The 13,783-nt window shown below is 70.4% G+C and carries 15 protein-coding genes and 1 riboswitch; of the genes, 7 read left to right on the top strand and 8 right to left on the bottom strand.

Features of this window, described 5'->3' with window-relative positions:
- Window positions 1–2 precede the first annotated feature (2 nt).
- The gene (locus QFZ27_RS35035; protein WP_429231255.1) at window positions 3–1,118 is read right to left on the bottom strand and encodes a lysophospholipid acyltransferase family protein; all 1,116 of its coding nucleotides are present in this window, start codon (window positions 1,116–1,118) and stop codon (window positions 3–5) included.
- Between the two features lie 133 nt (window positions 1,119–1,251).
- On the opposite strand from QFZ27_RS35035, the gene QFZ27_RS35030 reads away from it, so the two are divergent.
- Together QFZ27_RS35030 and QFZ27_RS35025 are read left to right on the top strand one after the other, a co-directional pair.
- Entirely contained in the window at window positions 1,252–1,452 is a 201-nt protein-coding gene (locus QFZ27_RS35030) for a hypothetical protein (RefSeq protein WP_429231253.1), read from the top strand.
- Between the two features lie 34 nt (window positions 1,453–1,486).
- Window positions 1,487–2,857: a tetratricopeptide repeat protein gene (locus tag QFZ27_RS35025; RefSeq protein ID WP_429231252.1), complete on the top strand. Its 1,371-nt coding sequence runs from the start codon at window positions 1,487–1,489 to the stop codon at window positions 2,855–2,857.
- 249 nt (window positions 2,858–3,106) lie between these two features.
- Here QFZ27_RS35025 and QFZ27_RS35020 read toward each other — a convergent pair whose 3' ends face one another.
- Window positions 3,107–3,835 carry a DUF6065 family protein gene (locus tag QFZ27_RS35020; protein ID WP_429231250.1) on the bottom strand — a complete coding sequence of 243 codons (729 nt, stop codon included), beginning with the start codon at window positions 3,833–3,835 and terminating at the stop codon, window positions 3,107–3,109.
- A gap of 100 nt (window positions 3,836–3,935) precedes the next feature.
- Here QFZ27_RS35020 and QFZ27_RS35015 point away from each other — a divergent pair, with 100 nt between their 5' ends.
- Entirely contained in the window at window positions 3,936–4,706 is a 771-nt protein-coding gene (locus QFZ27_RS35015; protein WP_429231248.1) for a transporter substrate-binding domain-containing protein, read from the top strand.
- 41 nt (window positions 4,707–4,747) lie between these two features.
- Here the strand turns inward: QFZ27_RS35015 and QFZ27_RS35010 are convergent, their stop codons facing one another.
- The 5 genes from QFZ27_RS35010 to coaA form a co-directional block, all read right to left on the bottom strand.
- Window positions 4,748–4,978 (bottom strand): hypothetical protein, encoded by a 231-nt coding sequence (locus QFZ27_RS35010; protein ID WP_429231246.1) that lies wholly within the window; start codon window positions 4,976–4,978, stop codon window positions 4,748–4,750.
- A 25-nt stretch (window positions 4,979–5,003) separates the two neighbouring features.
- Window positions 5,004–5,186 (bottom strand): hypothetical protein, encoded by a 183-nt coding sequence (locus QFZ27_RS35005; RefSeq protein ID WP_429231245.1) that lies wholly within the window; start codon window positions 5,184–5,186, stop codon window positions 5,004–5,006.
- 102 nt (window positions 5,187–5,288) lie between these two features.
- Entirely contained in the window at window positions 5,289–5,498 is a 210-nt protein-coding gene (locus tag QFZ27_RS35000) for a cold-shock protein (protein ID WP_034847508.1), read from the bottom strand.
- A 214-nt stretch (window positions 5,499–5,712) separates the two neighbouring features.
- Window positions 5,713–6,462 carry a phosphotransferase family protein gene (locus tag QFZ27_RS34995; RefSeq protein WP_429231243.1) on the bottom strand — a complete coding sequence of 250 codons (750 nt, stop codon included), beginning with the start codon at window positions 6,460–6,462 and terminating at the stop codon, window positions 5,713–5,715.
- Between the two features lie 2 nt (window positions 6,463–6,464).
- Window positions 6,465–7,424: a type I pantothenate kinase gene (gene coaA / locus QFZ27_RS34990; RefSeq protein WP_429231241.1), complete on the bottom strand. Its 960-nt coding sequence runs from the start codon at window positions 7,422–7,424 to the stop codon at window positions 6,465–6,467.
- Between the two features lie 104 nt (window positions 7,425–7,528).
- A riboswitch (SAM-I-IV-variant riboswitch) is annotated at window positions 7,529–7,638 on the top strand.
- A gap of 44 nt (window positions 7,639–7,682) precedes the next feature.
- Between coaA and QFZ27_RS34985 the strand changes: the two genes are divergently transcribed.
- Window positions 7,683–7,958 carry a hypothetical protein gene (locus QFZ27_RS34985; protein ID WP_429231239.1) on the top strand — a complete coding sequence of 92 codons (276 nt, stop codon included), beginning with the start codon at window positions 7,683–7,685 and terminating at the stop codon, window positions 7,956–7,958.
- Between the two features lie 121 nt (window positions 7,959–8,079).
- Here the strand turns inward: QFZ27_RS34985 and phaC are convergent, their stop codons facing one another.
- Window positions 8,080–9,810, bottom strand: coding sequence for a class I poly(R)-hydroxyalkanoic acid synthase (gene phaC, locus QFZ27_RS34980; RefSeq protein ID WP_429232524.1), 1,731 nt, complete (start codon window positions 9,808–9,810; stop codon window positions 8,080–8,082).
- 354 nt (window positions 9,811–10,164) lie between these two features.
- On the opposite strand from phaC, the gene QFZ27_RS34975 reads away from it, so the two are divergent.
- From QFZ27_RS34975 to QFZ27_RS34965, 3 genes are read left to right on the top strand one after another with little or no spacing between them, the layout of a single operon-like run.
- Window positions 10,165–11,193, top strand: a complete 1,029-nt coding sequence (locus tag QFZ27_RS34975) for an OmpA family protein (protein WP_429231238.1) — start codon at window positions 10,165–10,167, stop codon at window positions 11,191–11,193.
- A gap of 43 nt (window positions 11,194–11,236) precedes the next feature.
- The gene (locus tag QFZ27_RS34970) at window positions 11,237–12,460 is read left to right on the top strand and encodes an LL-diaminopimelate aminotransferase (RefSeq protein ID WP_429231236.1); all 1,224 of its coding nucleotides are present in this window, start codon (window positions 11,237–11,239) and stop codon (window positions 12,458–12,460) included.
- Entirely contained in the window at window positions 12,457–13,749 is a 1,293-nt protein-coding gene (locus tag QFZ27_RS34965) for a homoserine dehydrogenase (protein ID WP_429231234.1), read from the top strand. The genes QFZ27_RS34970 and QFZ27_RS34965 overlap by 4 nt, the downstream gene beginning before the upstream one ends.
- The last annotated feature ends 34 nt before the right edge of the window (window positions 13,750–13,783 follow it).

The following is a 13,783-nucleotide window of genomic DNA, read 5'->3' as shown; positions in this document are numbered from 1 at the left end:
CCTCAGTCCTTCAGCGCCGCCAGGCTGGCCTTGTAGGCCCGCACGCGCTGCCGCAGCTTGCGCGGGCGGGGCATCATCCAGCGCTTGTGCAGCCACAGCCACTGTTCCGGGCGGGCGCGGACCCAGCTCTCAACCACCTCGTTCAGCGCGATCGTCGCCGCCTCGATATCGGCCTTGCGGTCGTCGGTGTGCCGGATTGCCAGCGCCGGCTCGAACACCGCGCGGTAGCGGGCGCCCCGCAGCCGCTCGATCCGGACCGGGATCACGGCGCAGTCGAGATGGTAGGCCATGGCCACGGCGCCGGGCGAGGTCATGGCGTCATGGCCCATGAACGGCACCTTCAGCCCGCCATTGTAGCGCTGGTCGACCATCATCCCGAGCACGCCGCCGGCGCGCAGCACCGACAGGGCGCGCTTGGCGTCCGACCCCTCCATCCGCTTCTCCAGCATGATGGTGCCGACCGAGCTGCGAATGCGGTGCAGCAACCGGCCGACCAGCGGGTTCTTGGGCGGCCGGGCGATGGCGGTGAAGGGCACGCCGTGATTGGCGGCAACGGCAGCTCCGACCTCCCAATTGCCGAAATGGCCGATCGCCATCACCACGCCGCGGCCGCCGTCGCGGGCGGCCAGGAAATGCTCGATCCCTTCGACCTTGATGCGCCGGGGGCGCCGGGCCTCGCTGCGGCGCAGCTGGCCGAGATGCGGGAACTCGGCGATCACCCGGCCCAGATTGTCCCACATGCCACGGACCACGCGCTCGCGCTCGGCGGCCGACAGCTCCGGCATCACCAGGCGGAGATTGGCGTCGGCCCGGCGTGAGGCGCCCAGGCGCGGCCCGAGGGTGCGGCCGACCCAGCCGCCGAGCGCGGAGGCGATGCCCAGCGGCAGCGCGCGCATCAGCCCGTACAGGGCATAGAGGGGCAGCGCCTGCGTGACCGTGGTGAGGTGGCGGCGGCCGTGGCGCCGATAGTGCTTGCGGATGCGCCGGATCCGCGCCGACCAGCTGGATCGGGTGGGGTCCGGAGAATCGTTCGTACGCGTGATGGGTGCCTCGGTTTTGCTGGGGCCCGGTTCTCGAGCGGTCCGCGGCGGCGTTCGTTGCGAGCCTACTCGTCGCATGAACGCCTGTACGGTGCCAGATGTTTCGCGTTTCCGGACATTTCTGTGACGTCGGACCTGCCGTGCGCTGCGAGGCTTGCGTTGGACCGGCGAAGGGCCATATCACGGCGGCCCAGCCCGAAAGGAGAGGCAGATGAAGACGCCCGCGCCCAAGGCCGGGCCGAAGCGGCGCGATCCGCATGCGCTGATCGCCCGCCGGCTCGGCCACAAGATCGTCCCGTCCGGCAAGCTCTACAGCCGCAAGGACAAGCACCGAAGCCCCCGCCGCCCGGACGGGGGCTTCGCCATTTCCGGGGTGACGCAGGTTACAAGCAGCGCGGGGCGGACAGGCTAGGCTATCCTGATCCAGAGCATGAGAGGATCGGGTCATGGGCCTTCACGACAGCCGCGGCGTTCCGGTTTCGACCACCAGCCGCGCCGCGCTCGACCGATACGAGGCGGCGGCCGAGCGGCTGCACAGCTATTTCCGTGATCCGCTGGCGGAGATCGAGGCGGCGCTGGCCGAGGATCCGGGCTTCGTCATGGGGCACTGCCTGCGCGGCACGCTGATGGCGCTGGCGACGGAGAAGGCGGCCGAGGCGCCGCTGCGCCAGAGCGTCGAGGCGGCGGAGGCGCTGGCGGCCGGGGCGAATGAGCGCGAGCGCGGCCACATCGCGGCGCTGCGGGCCTGGCTGGACGGCGACTTCGCCGGTGCGGTCGAGGCCTGGGGCCGGGTGGCCGAGGCCTGGCCGCGCGACGGGCTGGCGCTGCAGGCCGCCCATCTCGGCGACTTCTATCTCGGCCACACGCAGCTGCTGCGCGACCGCATCGCCCGGGCGCTGCCGAGTTGGGACGAAGCGGTGCCGGGCTATGGCTACATCCTCGGCATGCACGCCTTCGGCCTGGAGGAGGCCGGCGACTACCGCGCCGCCGAGGCCACCGGCCGCCGGGCGGTGGCGCTGCAGCCGCGCGATCCCTGGGCGATCCATGCCGTCGCCCATGTCATGGAGATGCAGGGCCGGCTGCCGGAGGGCGTCGACTGGTTGACCGGCCGCACCGGCGACTGGGCGCCGGACAACATGTTCGCCTTCCACAATTGGTGGCACCTGGCGCTGTACCATCTCGACCTCGGCGAGACCGCGACGGTGCTGCGGCTCTACGACGAGGCGATCCGGCCGCAGCCCTCGCCGGTGGCGCTGGAGACGCTGGACGCCACGGCGCTGCTGTGGCGGCTGCATCTGCGCGGAGTCGACGCCGGCGGCCGCTGGGCCGAGCTGGCCGAGACCTGGGCGCCGATGGCCGAGGACGGCTATTACGCCTTCAACGACATGCACGCGATGATGGCCTTCGTCGCCACCGGCCGCGACGCCGATGCCGGCCGGCTGCTGGCGGCGCAGGCCCGAAGCGCGGCGGCGGGCGGCACCAACGCGGCGATGACGGCCGCGGTCGGGCTGCCGGTGTGCCGGGCGCTGCGGGCCTTCGGCGCCGGCGACCATGCCGCGGCGGTCGAACTGCTGGCCCCGGTGCGGGCGGTGGCGCACCGCTTCGGCGGCAGCCACGCCCAGCGCGACGTGCTGAATCTCACCCTGGTGGAGGCGGCGCTGCGCAGTGGCCAGGCGGATGTGGCCCGGGCGCTGGCGGCGGAACGCACCGAGGCCAAGCCCGGCAGCCCGTTCAACTGGCGCCTGACCGCCCGGGCGCTGCGGCTGGGGGGAGATGAGGTGGGAGCGGTGGTGGCCGAAGTCCGAGCCAACGGCTGAAGGAATAACGCGTTGACCCTCCCGTTTACGGGAGCTTCTCGGCCCGCCTTTTTAGTCCCCCCTCCCCTTGCGGGAGGGGGGCAGGGGGAGGGGGCTGCGCGCGTCCGCGCGCGAATGGGAAAGGGACAGACTTCGCCGTCTGGGCCGGATCGCCAGAACTCAGGTCGGCTCCAGCGGCTCAAACCCCCTCCCCCTAACCCCCTCCCGCGAGGTGAGGGGAGGGGGGACTCATTTTCTTCTTCCGCCGGGTCACCCCTCCCTGAACGGTTTCAGCCGCAGCTTGGTCTGGTGCTGCGGGACAGGCCTCCCGTCCGTGTCCAGGCCGCGGTAGTAGCCCTTCTGCCATTTCGCCTCATTGGCCTCGGTGCCGGGTACGCTGAGATCGGCGAGGAAATCGGTGCGGCCCTGGTGGAAGGCCCAGTAACGCGCCTCCAGTGCCGGGTCGTCGGACAGCGGCCGGATCTCCGGCTCCACCGCCTCGACCGTGTCGCGCGCCAGCGGAAAGAACAGGCAGAAGGGCTCGCCGGCGGAGAACTCGACCAGATGGTTCGGCCGGGTGAAGCGCCAGTTCATGGTGAAGCCGTAAGGCGACCAGTCGGTCTCGACCACGCCGGTCAGCGGCGCGATGCCGTCCTTCGGCGCGTTGGTCGGGCCGGAGACCCAGAGATTGCAGCCCGGCTCGGTGCGCAGCAGCAGCGGCACGTGGAAGGTCAGGATGCCGCTGCCGAAATGGCCGACCGCCGGGGCCGCACCGTCGCCCTCGGTCTCGACCCGCACGGATTCCGGCGCCGTGCCGCCGTCCCACCAGGCCCGGATCGGGCTCGGGCACAGGATCTCCCAGCCATGGGCGTTGGCGATGTTGAGCGGCAGGCAGCGATAGGCGAAGCCCTCCGGCGTCGCCGACATCCAGTCGCGGGTGGCGGGGGCCGGCCGGATCTCCGGATGGGTCCCACCGATGGTGTAGGCGATCAGCTTCATGACGGCGATGGTAGCGGCGACCGGCCGCGCGGACGAGGCTGTTGGTGGCGTCCCATTCGTCCGACTAAGATCCTTCCCGAATCATACCCTGGGAGGAATCATGCGCCTGCTCGCCGCCGCTCTGCTGCTCGTCCTGCCCACCGCCGCGGCCGCGGCAGATCGCGTCGACACGCTCGACGCGGTGGCCAAGGCCGGGGTGCTGAAGGTCTGCACCACCGGCGACTACAAGCCCTTCACCTATCTCGACCCGGCCAAGGGCGAGTATGAGGGCATCGACATCGACATGGCCAAGGATCTGGCCGCCGCGCTCGGGGTGAAGGCGGAGTTCGTCAAGACCAGCTGGAAGACGCTGATGGCGGATTTCACCGGCGGCGCCTGCGACATGGCGATGGGCGGCATCAGCGTGAGCTTGCCGCGCCAGAAGCAGGCCTTCTTCAGCATCCCGATCGATGTCGACGGCAAGACGCCGATCACCAAATGCGAGAATGTCGACAAGTTCCAGACGGTGGAGCAGATCGACCAGCCCGGTGTCAGGGTGATCGAGCCACCGGGGGGCACCAACGAGGCTTTCGTGCGTGAGAGGATCAAGTCGGCAGAGATCACCATCTTCCCCGACAACACCAAGATCTTCGATGAGATCCTGGCCGGCCGGGCCGATGTGATGATCACCGATGCCAGCGAGACCCGGCTGCAGCAGAAGTTGCGCCCCGGTCTCTGCGCCGTGCATCCGGACCAGCCCTTCACCTTCGCCGAGAAGGCCTATCTGCTGCCGCGCGGCGACGTGGTGTTCAAAGCCTTCGTCGACCAGTGGCTGAATCTGCGTCTGAAAGACGGCAGCCACGCAAAATTCAGTGCGGTCTGGATGGGATGAGGTCGAGAGGCGGCGGCTTTCGGGCCGCCGCGCCTGATCGGCTACTGGCCGCGCAGGCGGGTCATGGTCTTGATCGGGCCGCGGGGATTGCCGGACATCTCGGCGATCTTGCGGTCCTGGGCCTCGATGAAGGCCCGCACGGGGGCCTCGCCGTCCAGCCCATCGGCCTCGGCGCGCGGCACCTTGCGGTTCGAGCTCAGCGTGCCGTCCTGGTAGACGACGTTGAACAGCACGAAGGTGCTGTCATTGGATTGTTTCTTGCTCCGGGCCATGTGGGCACTCCGGTGACGGTTCGGGTCAGGACGGGTCGGTCTCGCCGTCCTGCGGCGGCGTGTCGCCGTCCTGGGGTGCGTCGCCCTCCTGGGTGGCCTTGCGGCGGGCGGCCTCTTCCTCGCGCTTCTGCAGCTTTTCCTGCTTCTTCTGTTCCTTGGCGCGGTTGCGTTCGCTGCGCTGCTGGTTGTAGTTCGGCTTGAACGGCATGACGGCCTCCCTCTGGCGCGACGCTTCCGCATCGCCGGTCTGTCACAAGAAAAGGAGCGCCCGACGGCGCGGGCGCTCCTGTTCCGCTCCGCAATCGAAGGCTCAGACGGCCTTCAGATTCTCCGCCGAGGTCTTGCCGCGCTTCGGGTCGCGCTGCTCTTCGTAGGAGATCTGCTGGCCTTCGTTGAGGCCACGCAGCCCGGCGCGCTCGACGGCCGAGATATGGACGAAAACGTCCGGGCCGCCGCTCTCCGGCTGAATGAAACCGAAGCCTTTGGTGCTGTTGAACCACTTCACGGTGCCGATCGGCATCGCTTTTCCTCCAGTTGAGGGGTTGGCGCCACGCGGGACTGCGCGACGCATCAAACGGGAAGGGGAAAGGCGAGGGATCCGCGGCCGCGAGGGCATAGCAGGCCGGCCGTCCGAACCAGAATGACCCCCTAAACATGGGGGACGGCGGACGAATTGGCAAGTTCGACGGCAAAATCGGCCCGGACGCAGCCATTTGCGGCCCTTCCAAGCCGGCTCACGGCAGCGATCCTGACCCGGCCATCGCCATCAGCGCCTCGGTCTCGTCCGGCACGCCCTCGGCCAGGCGGGCGGCGGCGACGAAGGGCAGCCAGGCGAGAATCCGGTCCCGGCCTTCGCCCGCAGCCACGGCGTAGGTCTCAACATAGGCCATGGCCAGGTCGGGCGCCACCGGCCGGATCAGCACATAGGAGCGGCAGACATCGGCCGCCGGGTCGCCGGTGCAGGCATCCAGCCAGTCGACCACGACCTCCCGGCCCGGCGGCCCCAGGATGTTCCAGGGGTGGAAGTCGCCATGGCACAGGCGGTCGCCCTCCGGCAGCGCGGCCAGGCCGTGCAGCAGCCGGCGCCGCAACGCCTCGTCCGGCATCCCGGCGATATTCGCCGCCAGCCTCGCCTTCAGGCTGCCGAGATGCGTCCCTGGCCGGCTGTGGATCGCGATCTGCAGCCGGGCCATCCGCTCCAGGCAGGCTGGCACCTGGTCGGGGCTACGAATCGCGTCGGCAAGGGATGGACCTTCGGCCCGAGTCATGGCGATGCCCCAGCGGCCGTCGACCTGCCCGACGACATGGACCGACGGCACGGGCAGCCCGAGCGATTCGACCAGCGCCAGGATCGAGGCCTCGCGAAACGCCGCCCGCTTCGGCGCCTTCGCGGTTTTCCGGTACAGCTTGACCACCCGGTCGCCGGCGTCGAAGACCTCGGCCTCCTTGCCCGATCCGATCAGGGGTCCGAGGCGCAGGTCCATGGCTACATCCGGCGCAGGGCGACGGCGTCGACCGAGTGGTCGGCGGATTTGTGCAGCACCAGCCGGGCGCGCTGCCGGGTGGGAAGGATGTTCTCGCGCAGGTTGACCCCGTTGATCCGGTCCCAGATCTCGCGGGCGACGCGGCGGGCCTCCGCCTCCGGCAGGTCGCGCTGGTGATGGAAGTAGGAGGAGGGGTCCCGGAACGCGGTACGCTGCAGCAGCAGGCGGCGCTCGACGAACCAGCGGGCGATGTCCTCCTCCTCGGCGTCGACATAGACCGAGAAGTCGAAGAAGTCGGAGGTGACGACCGAGGCCCTTGCCGGGGCCTGCAGCACGTTCAGCCCCTCGAAGACCAGGATGTCCGGCCGGCGGATCACCTGCTTCGCGCCGGGCAGGATGTCGTAGGCGAGATGGGAATAGACCGGCGCCTCGACCTCCGGCCGGCCGGACTTCACCGCGGCCAGGAAGCCGATCATACGGCGCAGGTCATAGCTCTCAGGGAAGCCCTTGCGGCGCATCAGCCCGCGCTCCTCCAGCACCGTCTTCGGCCACAGGAAGCCGTCGGTGGTCACCAGCTCGACCCGCGGATGGTCGGGCCAGCGCGACAGCAGCAGGCGCAGCAGCCGGGCGAAGGTGCTCTTGCCGACGGCGACGCTGCCGGCGATGCCGATGATGTAGGGCGGCGGCGGGCCGGGCCGGCCGAGGAAGGCGTCCTGCACCCCGTCGAGCGCTCGGGCGGCGGCGACGTGCAGGTTCAGCAGGCGGGACAGCGGCAGCAGGATGTCGGCGACATCGGCCGGCGACACCGGCTCGTTCAGCCCGCGCAGCTCGGCCAGCTCGGCCTCGGTCAGCGCCATCGGTGTCGAGGCCCGCAGCGCCGCCCATTCGGCCCGGGTGAAGCGGTCATAGGCGTTCGGCCGCGCTGCGAAAAGATCGGGCACCGGCCGGGAGGGATCGGACATCGCTGGCTCGCCGCTGGAGGACGGGCCAGGGTCGGACGATCCGGGGGGCGGAGGCAAGGGCACTCTATCCCTCTTGCGCCGCGCCGCGGCCCGCGCTAAACCCGGCTTCGCATCCAGAGCTGGGCTGACGCCCACGCCAACCTGCCTCCCGGGCAAGGTGGTGGCCTCTCGCAAGAGGGGCGATGCGGCCGGACCGGCAACCAAACGGGTCGAAAGCCGCGCGTCAGCCCTCCTCGCAACCGCGATGGAGGGTTTTTCATGTCTGCATTCCGTTCCGCCGAGATCCCGCTGGCCAATCCCGGCGACACCGTCGAGCGGCTCGACGAGCGCCCTTGTCCGGCCCCGCGCGACCCGCATCGGCGCGAGATCCTGTACGCCGTGGTGCATCGCGGCGCCGGGCTGTGGACCCATCTCTACCGCGTCGTCCTCGCCGCCGCGTCCCGGCCCGAGATCCATCTCGACCGGGTGCTGGAAGGCGACCGCCTGCCCGAGCTGCGCCGGGCCTATGGGCGGGTGGCGGTCCTGGCGGCTTAATTCACTGCGACAGTTCCGAAACCGTCATGGCGAGGCGCGAAGCGCCGTGGCCATCCAGAGACCGGTACCGCCTGGATGGCCTCGCCCCTGCGGGGCTCGCCATGACGAGAGTGGGGTGGCCTCAGGTCGCCCGCACATAACGCCCGGGAGCGTCCTCGATCGGGGCCAGCCCGCCGTCGCCCGGCTGCCGGGCCGGGACCTGGCCGCCGGCGTGGCGGGCGATCCATTTCTGCCATTCCGGCCACCACGAGCCCTCGACCTGCTCGGCGGCCTGGAGCCAGGCTTCCGGGGTCTTCGGCGTCCGCGTGTTGACCCAGTGGCAGTACTTCTTCGCCGCCGGCGGGTTGACCACCCCGGCGATGTGGCCCGAGGCGCTGAGGCAGAAGCGCACCGGTCCGCCGAACAGCTGGGTCCCGGCATAGGTCGAGGCCCAGGGCGCGATATGGTCGTCGCGGGTCGACAGCATGAAGGTCGGGGTCTTCACCGTGGTCAGGTCGATCGGCACCCCGGCCAGGGTGATGCCGCCGGGCTGCGCCAGCCGGTTCTCCTGGTACATGTTGCGCAGGTAGAAGCTGTGCATCGCGGCCGGCATCCGCGTCGCGTCGCTGTTCCAGTACAGCAGGTCGAAAGGGAAGGGGTCCTTGCCCAGAAGGTAGTTGCTGACGACGAAGGACCAGATCAGGTCGTTGGCGCGCAGCAGGTTGAAGGTCGTGGCCATCGCCGAGCCTTCGAGATAGCCCTTGCCGGACATCTTCGTCTCGATCGTCCGCAGTTGCTCCTCGTCGACGAAGATGCCGAGCTCGCCCGGATCGGTGAAGTCGGTCAGCGTGGTCAGGTAGGTGGCGCTCTTGACCCGGTCCGCCTCGCCCTTGGCCGTCATCCAGGCCAGGGTGCAAGCCAGCAGCGTGCCGCCCAGGCAGTAGCCGATGACGTTGACCTCGCGCTCGCCGGTCGCCTGCTCGATCGCGCCGAGCGCCGCCAGCGACCCCTCCAGCATGTAGTCGGCGAAGCTCTTGTCCGCCAGCTGCCCGTCCGGGTTGACCCAGGAGACGACGAAGACGGTGTGGCCCTGCTCGACCGCCCAGCGGATCAGGCTGTTCTGCGGCTTCAGGTCGAGGATGTAGAACTTGTTGATCCAGGGCGGGATGATCAGCAGCGGCCGCCGCGCCACCGTCTCGGTCGCCGGGTCGTACTGGATCAGCTGCATCAGCTCGGTCTCGAACACCACCTTGCCGGGGGTGACGGCAATGTTGCGGCCGATCTCGAAGGCGCTGCGGTCGGTCATGGTGATGGCCAGCCGGCCCTGGCCGCGCTCCAGGTCGGCCAGCATGTTCTCGAGGCCCTTGACCAGGTTCTCGCCGCGCGACTCCACCGTGCTGCGCAGCACCTCGGGGTTGGTGGCGACGAAGTTCGACGGCGACATCGCGTCGATGAACTGCCTGGTATAGAAGTCGACCTTCTTCGCGCTCTTGGCGTCCAGCCCCTCGACCTCGCGCACCGACCCCTGCAGCCAGCGCGCGGTCAGCAGGTAGGACTGCTTGATGAAGTCGAACACCGCGACCTCGCTCCAGGCCGGGTCCTTGAAGCGCTTGTCGCCCTTCTCCGCCGCCACCACCGGCTCCGCCTCCTGGCCCAGCATGCGCTGGGCGGTGCGGCTCCACAGCGTGGCGTAGTCCTGCCACAGCGACATCTGGGCCTGCATCAGCCGGGTCGGGTCGGCCATCAGCCGCTGGGTCATGGCCAGGAAGGCCGAGCCGATGTTGAGCGGGTCGAGCTCCGGCGCCTCGGTGCGGCCCTGCTTCTCCAGGAAGGCGGTGATCAGCCGGGCGCTGCGCTCGCCGATCTCGATCATCCGGCGGCCCAGCTCGGCGGGGTCCGCTGCGGGCGGGGTCTCGGGCGCGGGCGTGCCGGGTTTGGCCTGGACGGTCGGCTCGGCTTCGCCGGACTTCGTCCGGGCCTTGGGCTCCGCTTCGCCGGACTTCGTCCGGCTCTCAGGCACAGCTTCGCCGGACTTCGTCCGGGTGGGGGCGGTGCGGGCGCGCTCGGTCATGAGGAAGGATCTCCGGTCTGCGGCGGCGTTGCCCGAGGCGCGGATTCGGGTGTCGAATGCCGCTTATCTGCCACTTTGCACGGCCATCCTCTTTCCAGTCCACCCTTTCAACGAAGTGTGCTAGGCACGTGCCCCATGCGTCGCACCGGCTCTCTCATGATCACTTCCGCCCGCCCCGGCCTTCCGGTCCGTGGCGCCGTTGTCACCGTCGCCCTGGGCCTCGTCCTCGCGGGCTGCGGCGGCCGCATCTTCGACGGCACGCCCTATGCGGGCGACGTCCAGGCCTCCGTGCCGAAGGTCGAGACCGCCGAGGTCACGCCGCTCGGGCCGGCCGAGCCGGCGCCGGTGCCCAGCGTCGGCGGCCCCCTGGGCACGGCGCAGGCGGGCGACACCAAGACCTATTCGCTGCCGGCCATGGCGCAGACCGACGCCGACCGCGCGGCGATGCAGCAGGCCCGGGCCCAGCAGGCGCAGCAGCAGGCCGGGGCGCAGCAGCAGCGCCGGGCGCAGATCGAGGCGCAGCGCCAGGCCGCCTTCCAGCGGCAGCAGCAGGCCGCGCAGCAGCAGGCGGCGGCGCAGCAGGCACAACAGCAGCAGCCGACCGGCACGGTGGCGCCGTTGACCTTCGGCCAGCGCCGCAACACCGCCGCCCCGCCGGCGATGGACTCGATGCCGCGCCCGGCCTCGGAACAGGCCTATCCCAATCTCGCCACGGTGCCGGAGAAGCCGACCGACCTGCCGACGCCGGAGCAGCAGGCCGCGGTGCGCAGCCAGCTCGAAGCCGACCGCGCCGCCTCGGGCGCGCCCGGCGCGCTCAGCTTCGGCAACAAGCCGGCCGGCCAGGCCGCGGCAGCTCCGGCGGCGGAGGCGAAGCCGGCCTTCAGCTTCAACAACCGGGTCGCCGGCACGGTCAAGTTCGACGGCGGCAGCACGGCGCTGCCGGCCTCGGCCAACAGCACCATCGAGAATGTCGCCAAGACGGCGCAGAGCCCCAAGCTGCGGGTGGTCGGCTACGGCGCCGGCGACGGCGCGGCCCAGGCCAAGGCGCGGGCCGAGGCGGTGGCGGCGGCGCTGCGAGCGGCCGGCGTCGATCCGGCCCGAATCGTCACTGGCGGCTCGGCCGACACCCGGCCGAACATCACCGACGGCCAGGCCGCCCGCGTCGAAATCTACCTCGCCCAATAAGCTCTGCACCGGACGCCCCGACGGGCGTCGGGGGGATACGTCGATGACCGATCAGGACTTCCACCGAATCAAGCGCCTGCCGCCCTATGTGTTCGCCGAGGTGAACGCGATGAAGGCGGCGGCGCGAGCTCGGGGCGAGGACATCATCGATCTCGGCATGGGCAATCCGGACGGGCCGCCGCCGAAGCATGTGATCGAGAAGCTGACCGAGGCGGCGCAGAACCCGCGCAGCCACGGCTATTCGACCTCGCGCGGCATCCCGGGGCTGCGCCGGGCCCAGGCCGCCTACTACCAGCGCCGCTTCGGGGTCGAGCTCGATCCCGAGAGCGAGATCGTCGTCACCATCGGGTCGAAGGAAGGCCTGGCCAACCTGGCCCAGGCCATCACCAGCCCGGGCGACATCATCCTGGTGCCGAACCCCAGCTACCCGATCCACATGTTCGGCTTCATCATCGCTGGCGCGTCGGTGCGGTCGCTGCCGCCGGTCGCGCCTGGGGGCAGCTTCCTCGAGGTGCTGGAGCGGGCGGTGCGGCACAGCGTGCCGAAGCCGACTGCGCTGGTGCTGAACTACCCGTCGAACCCGACCGCCGAGGTGGTGGATCTCGAATTTTACCGGCCGATCGTCCAGTTCTGCCGCCAGCACGGCATCTGGATCCTGTCCGACCTGGCTTATGCCGAGATCTATTTCGACACGGCGCCGCCGCCTTCGATCCTGGCGATCCCCGAGGCGCGCGACATCGCGGTCGAGTTCACCTCGCTGAGCAAGACTTATTCGATGGCCGGCTGGCGCATCGGCTTTGCCGCCGGCAACAAGCGGCTGATCGCGGCGCTGGCGCGGGTCAAGTCCTATGTCGACTACGGCGCCTTCACCCCGCTGCAGGTGGCGGCGACGGCGGCGATCAACGGGCCGCAGGATTTCGTCGACGAGATGCGGGCGCGCTATCGCCTGCGCCGCGACACGCTGATCGAGGGGCTGCGCGCCGCCGGCTGGCCGGTGGAGAAGCCCGAGGCCAGCATGTTCGTCTGGGCGCCGATCCCGGAGGCTTTCGCCAGCATGGGGTCGCTCGCCTTCTCCAAGCTGCTGCTGGAGGAGGCCGGGGTGGCCGTGGCGCCGGGCGTCGGCTTCGGCGAATACGGCGACGGCCATGTCCGCATCGCCCTGGTCGAGAACCACCAGCGCATCCGCCAGGCCTGCAAGGCGATCAAGACCTTCCTGAGCCGGCGCCGCAACGACCCGCAGCCGGTCAGCCTCAAGGCGGTATCGTGACCCCCGTGCTTCGCATCGGCATCGCCGGCCTCGGCACGGTCGGCGGCGGCGTGCTGCGGCTGCTGCAGGCCCATGCCGACCTGCTGGCCCAGCGCAGCGGCCGGCGCATCGTCGTCGCCGCCGTCTCGGCCCGCGACCGTCATCGCGATCGCGGTGTCCCGCTGGACGGGGTGCGCTGGTACGACGACGCGGTGGCGCTGGCCGCCGATCCTGAGATCGACGTGGTGGTCGAGCTGATCGGCGGCGCCAACGGCATCGCCAAGGCGGTGTGCGAGACCGCGATCGGCCATGGCAAGCAGGTCGTCACCGCCAACAAGGCGCTGCTGGCCGTGCATGGCGCCGACCTCGCCGCCCGGGCCGAGGAGGCCGGCGTGGCCCTGGCCTTCGAGGCGGCCGTGGCCGGCGGCATCCCGGCGATCAAGGGGCTGCGCGAGGGGCTGGCCGGCAACCGCATCGACGGCGTGTTCGGCATCCTCAACGGCACCTGCAACTACATCCTGACCGAGATGCGGACCACGGGCCGCGAGTTCTCGGAGGTGCTGACCGAGGCGCAGAAGCTGGGCTATGCCGAGGCCGATCCCAGCTTCGACGTCGACGGCGTCGACGCCGCCCACAAGCTGGCGGTGCTGGCGGCCCTGGCCTTCAACGCCCGGGTCGAGTTCGACGACCTGCACATCGAGGGCATCCGCCAGATCTCGGCGCTCGACATCGCCTATGCGCAGGAGCTGGGCTACCGCATCAAGCTGCTCGGCATCGCCCGGCGCACCGACGAAGGGCTGTCGCTGCGGGTCCATCCCTGCATGGTGGCCGAGGCCTCGCCGATCGCCCATGTCGAGGGTGTGTTCAACGCCGTTGTGGCGCAGGGCGACTTCGTCGGCCAGGTGATGATGACCGGCCGCGGCGCCGGCGCCGGCCCGACCGCGTCGGCCGTGGTCGCCGACCTGGTCGATCTCGCCCGCGGCCTGAAGGTGTCGGTCCTGGGCATCCCGGCCGCCCGGCTCGAGCGCGCCGTGGTGCTGCCGATGGATCATCGCCGCGGTGCCTACTATCTGCGGCTGATGGTGGTGGATCGGCCGGGCGTGATCGCCGACGTGGCCGCGGCGATGCGCGACCAGCAGATCTCGGTCGAAAGCCTGCTGCAGCGCGGCCGGTCGCCGGGCGACGCGGTGCCGCTGGTGATCGTCACCCATGAGACGGACGAGGCGGCGATGGCCCGGCTGCTGGCGGCGCTGGGCGCGCTGGACGCGGTGCTGGAGCCGCCGCATGTCATTCGCATCGAAGACTTGTGATCATTCCCGGTACCGGCTGCGGTTGAAAGCCGGT

Source organism: Inquilinus ginsengisoli (assembly GCF_050434925.1).
In the GTDB taxonomy this organism is placed as follows: domain Bacteria; phylum Pseudomonadota; class Alphaproteobacteria; order DSM-16000; family Inquilinaceae; genus Inquilinus; species Inquilinus ginsengisoli_B.
Note: the sequence above shows the minus strand (reverse complement) of the source record. Positions and strands in the feature narration are given on the sequence as shown.

What these genes read in the sequence shown, in the direction of transcription:
- QFZ27_RS35035 (WP_429231255.1), bottom strand. Translation starts at nt 1,118, where the DNA reads ATGCGACGAGTAGGCTCGCAACGAACGCCGCCGCGGACCGCTCGAGAA.
- QFZ27_RS35030 (WP_429231253.1), top strand. Translation starts at nt 1,252, where the DNA reads ATGAAGACGCCCGCGCCCAAGGCCGGGCCGAAGCGGCGCGATCCGCAT.
- QFZ27_RS35025 (WP_429231252.1), top strand. Translation starts at nt 1,487, where the DNA reads ATGGGCCTTCACGACAGCCGCGGCGTTCCGGTTTCGACCACCAGCCGC.
- QFZ27_RS35020 (WP_429231250.1), bottom strand. Translation starts at nt 3,835, where the DNA reads ATGAAGCTGATCGCCTACACCATCGGTGGGACCCATCCGGAGATCCGG.
- QFZ27_RS35015 (WP_429231248.1), top strand. Translation starts at nt 3,936, where the DNA reads ATGCGCCTGCTCGCCGCCGCTCTGCTGCTCGTCCTGCCCACCGCCGCG.
- QFZ27_RS35010 (WP_429231246.1), bottom strand. Translation starts at nt 4,978, where the DNA reads ATGGCCCGGAGCAAGAAACAATCCAATGACAGCACCTTCGTGCTGTTC.
- QFZ27_RS35005 (WP_429231245.1), bottom strand. Translation starts at nt 5,186, where the DNA reads ATGCCGTTCAAGCCGAACTACAACCAGCAGCGCAGCGAACGCAACCGC.
- QFZ27_RS35000 (WP_034847508.1), bottom strand. Translation starts at nt 5,498, where the DNA reads ATGCCGATCGGCACCGTGAAGTGGTTCAACAGCACCAAAGGCTTCGGT.
- QFZ27_RS34995 (WP_429231243.1), bottom strand. Translation starts at nt 6,462, where the DNA reads ATGGACCTGCGCCTCGGACCCCTGATCGGATCGGGCAAGGAGGCCGAG.
- coaA (WP_429231241.1), bottom strand. Translation starts at nt 7,424, where the DNA reads ATGTCCGATCCCTCCCGGCCGGTGCCCGATCTTTTCGCAGCGCGGCCG.
- QFZ27_RS34985 (WP_429231239.1), top strand. Translation starts at nt 7,683, where the DNA reads ATGTCTGCATTCCGTTCCGCCGAGATCCCGCTGGCCAATCCCGGCGAC.
- phaC (WP_429232524.1), bottom strand. Translation starts at nt 9,810, where the DNA reads ATGATCGAGATCGGCGAGCGCAGCGCCCGGCTGATCACCGCCTTCCTG.
- QFZ27_RS34975 (WP_429231238.1), top strand. Translation starts at nt 10,165, where the DNA reads ATGATCACTTCCGCCCGCCCCGGCCTTCCGGTCCGTGGCGCCGTTGTC.
- QFZ27_RS34970 (WP_429231236.1), top strand. Translation starts at nt 11,237, where the DNA reads ATGACCGATCAGGACTTCCACCGAATCAAGCGCCTGCCGCCCTATGTG.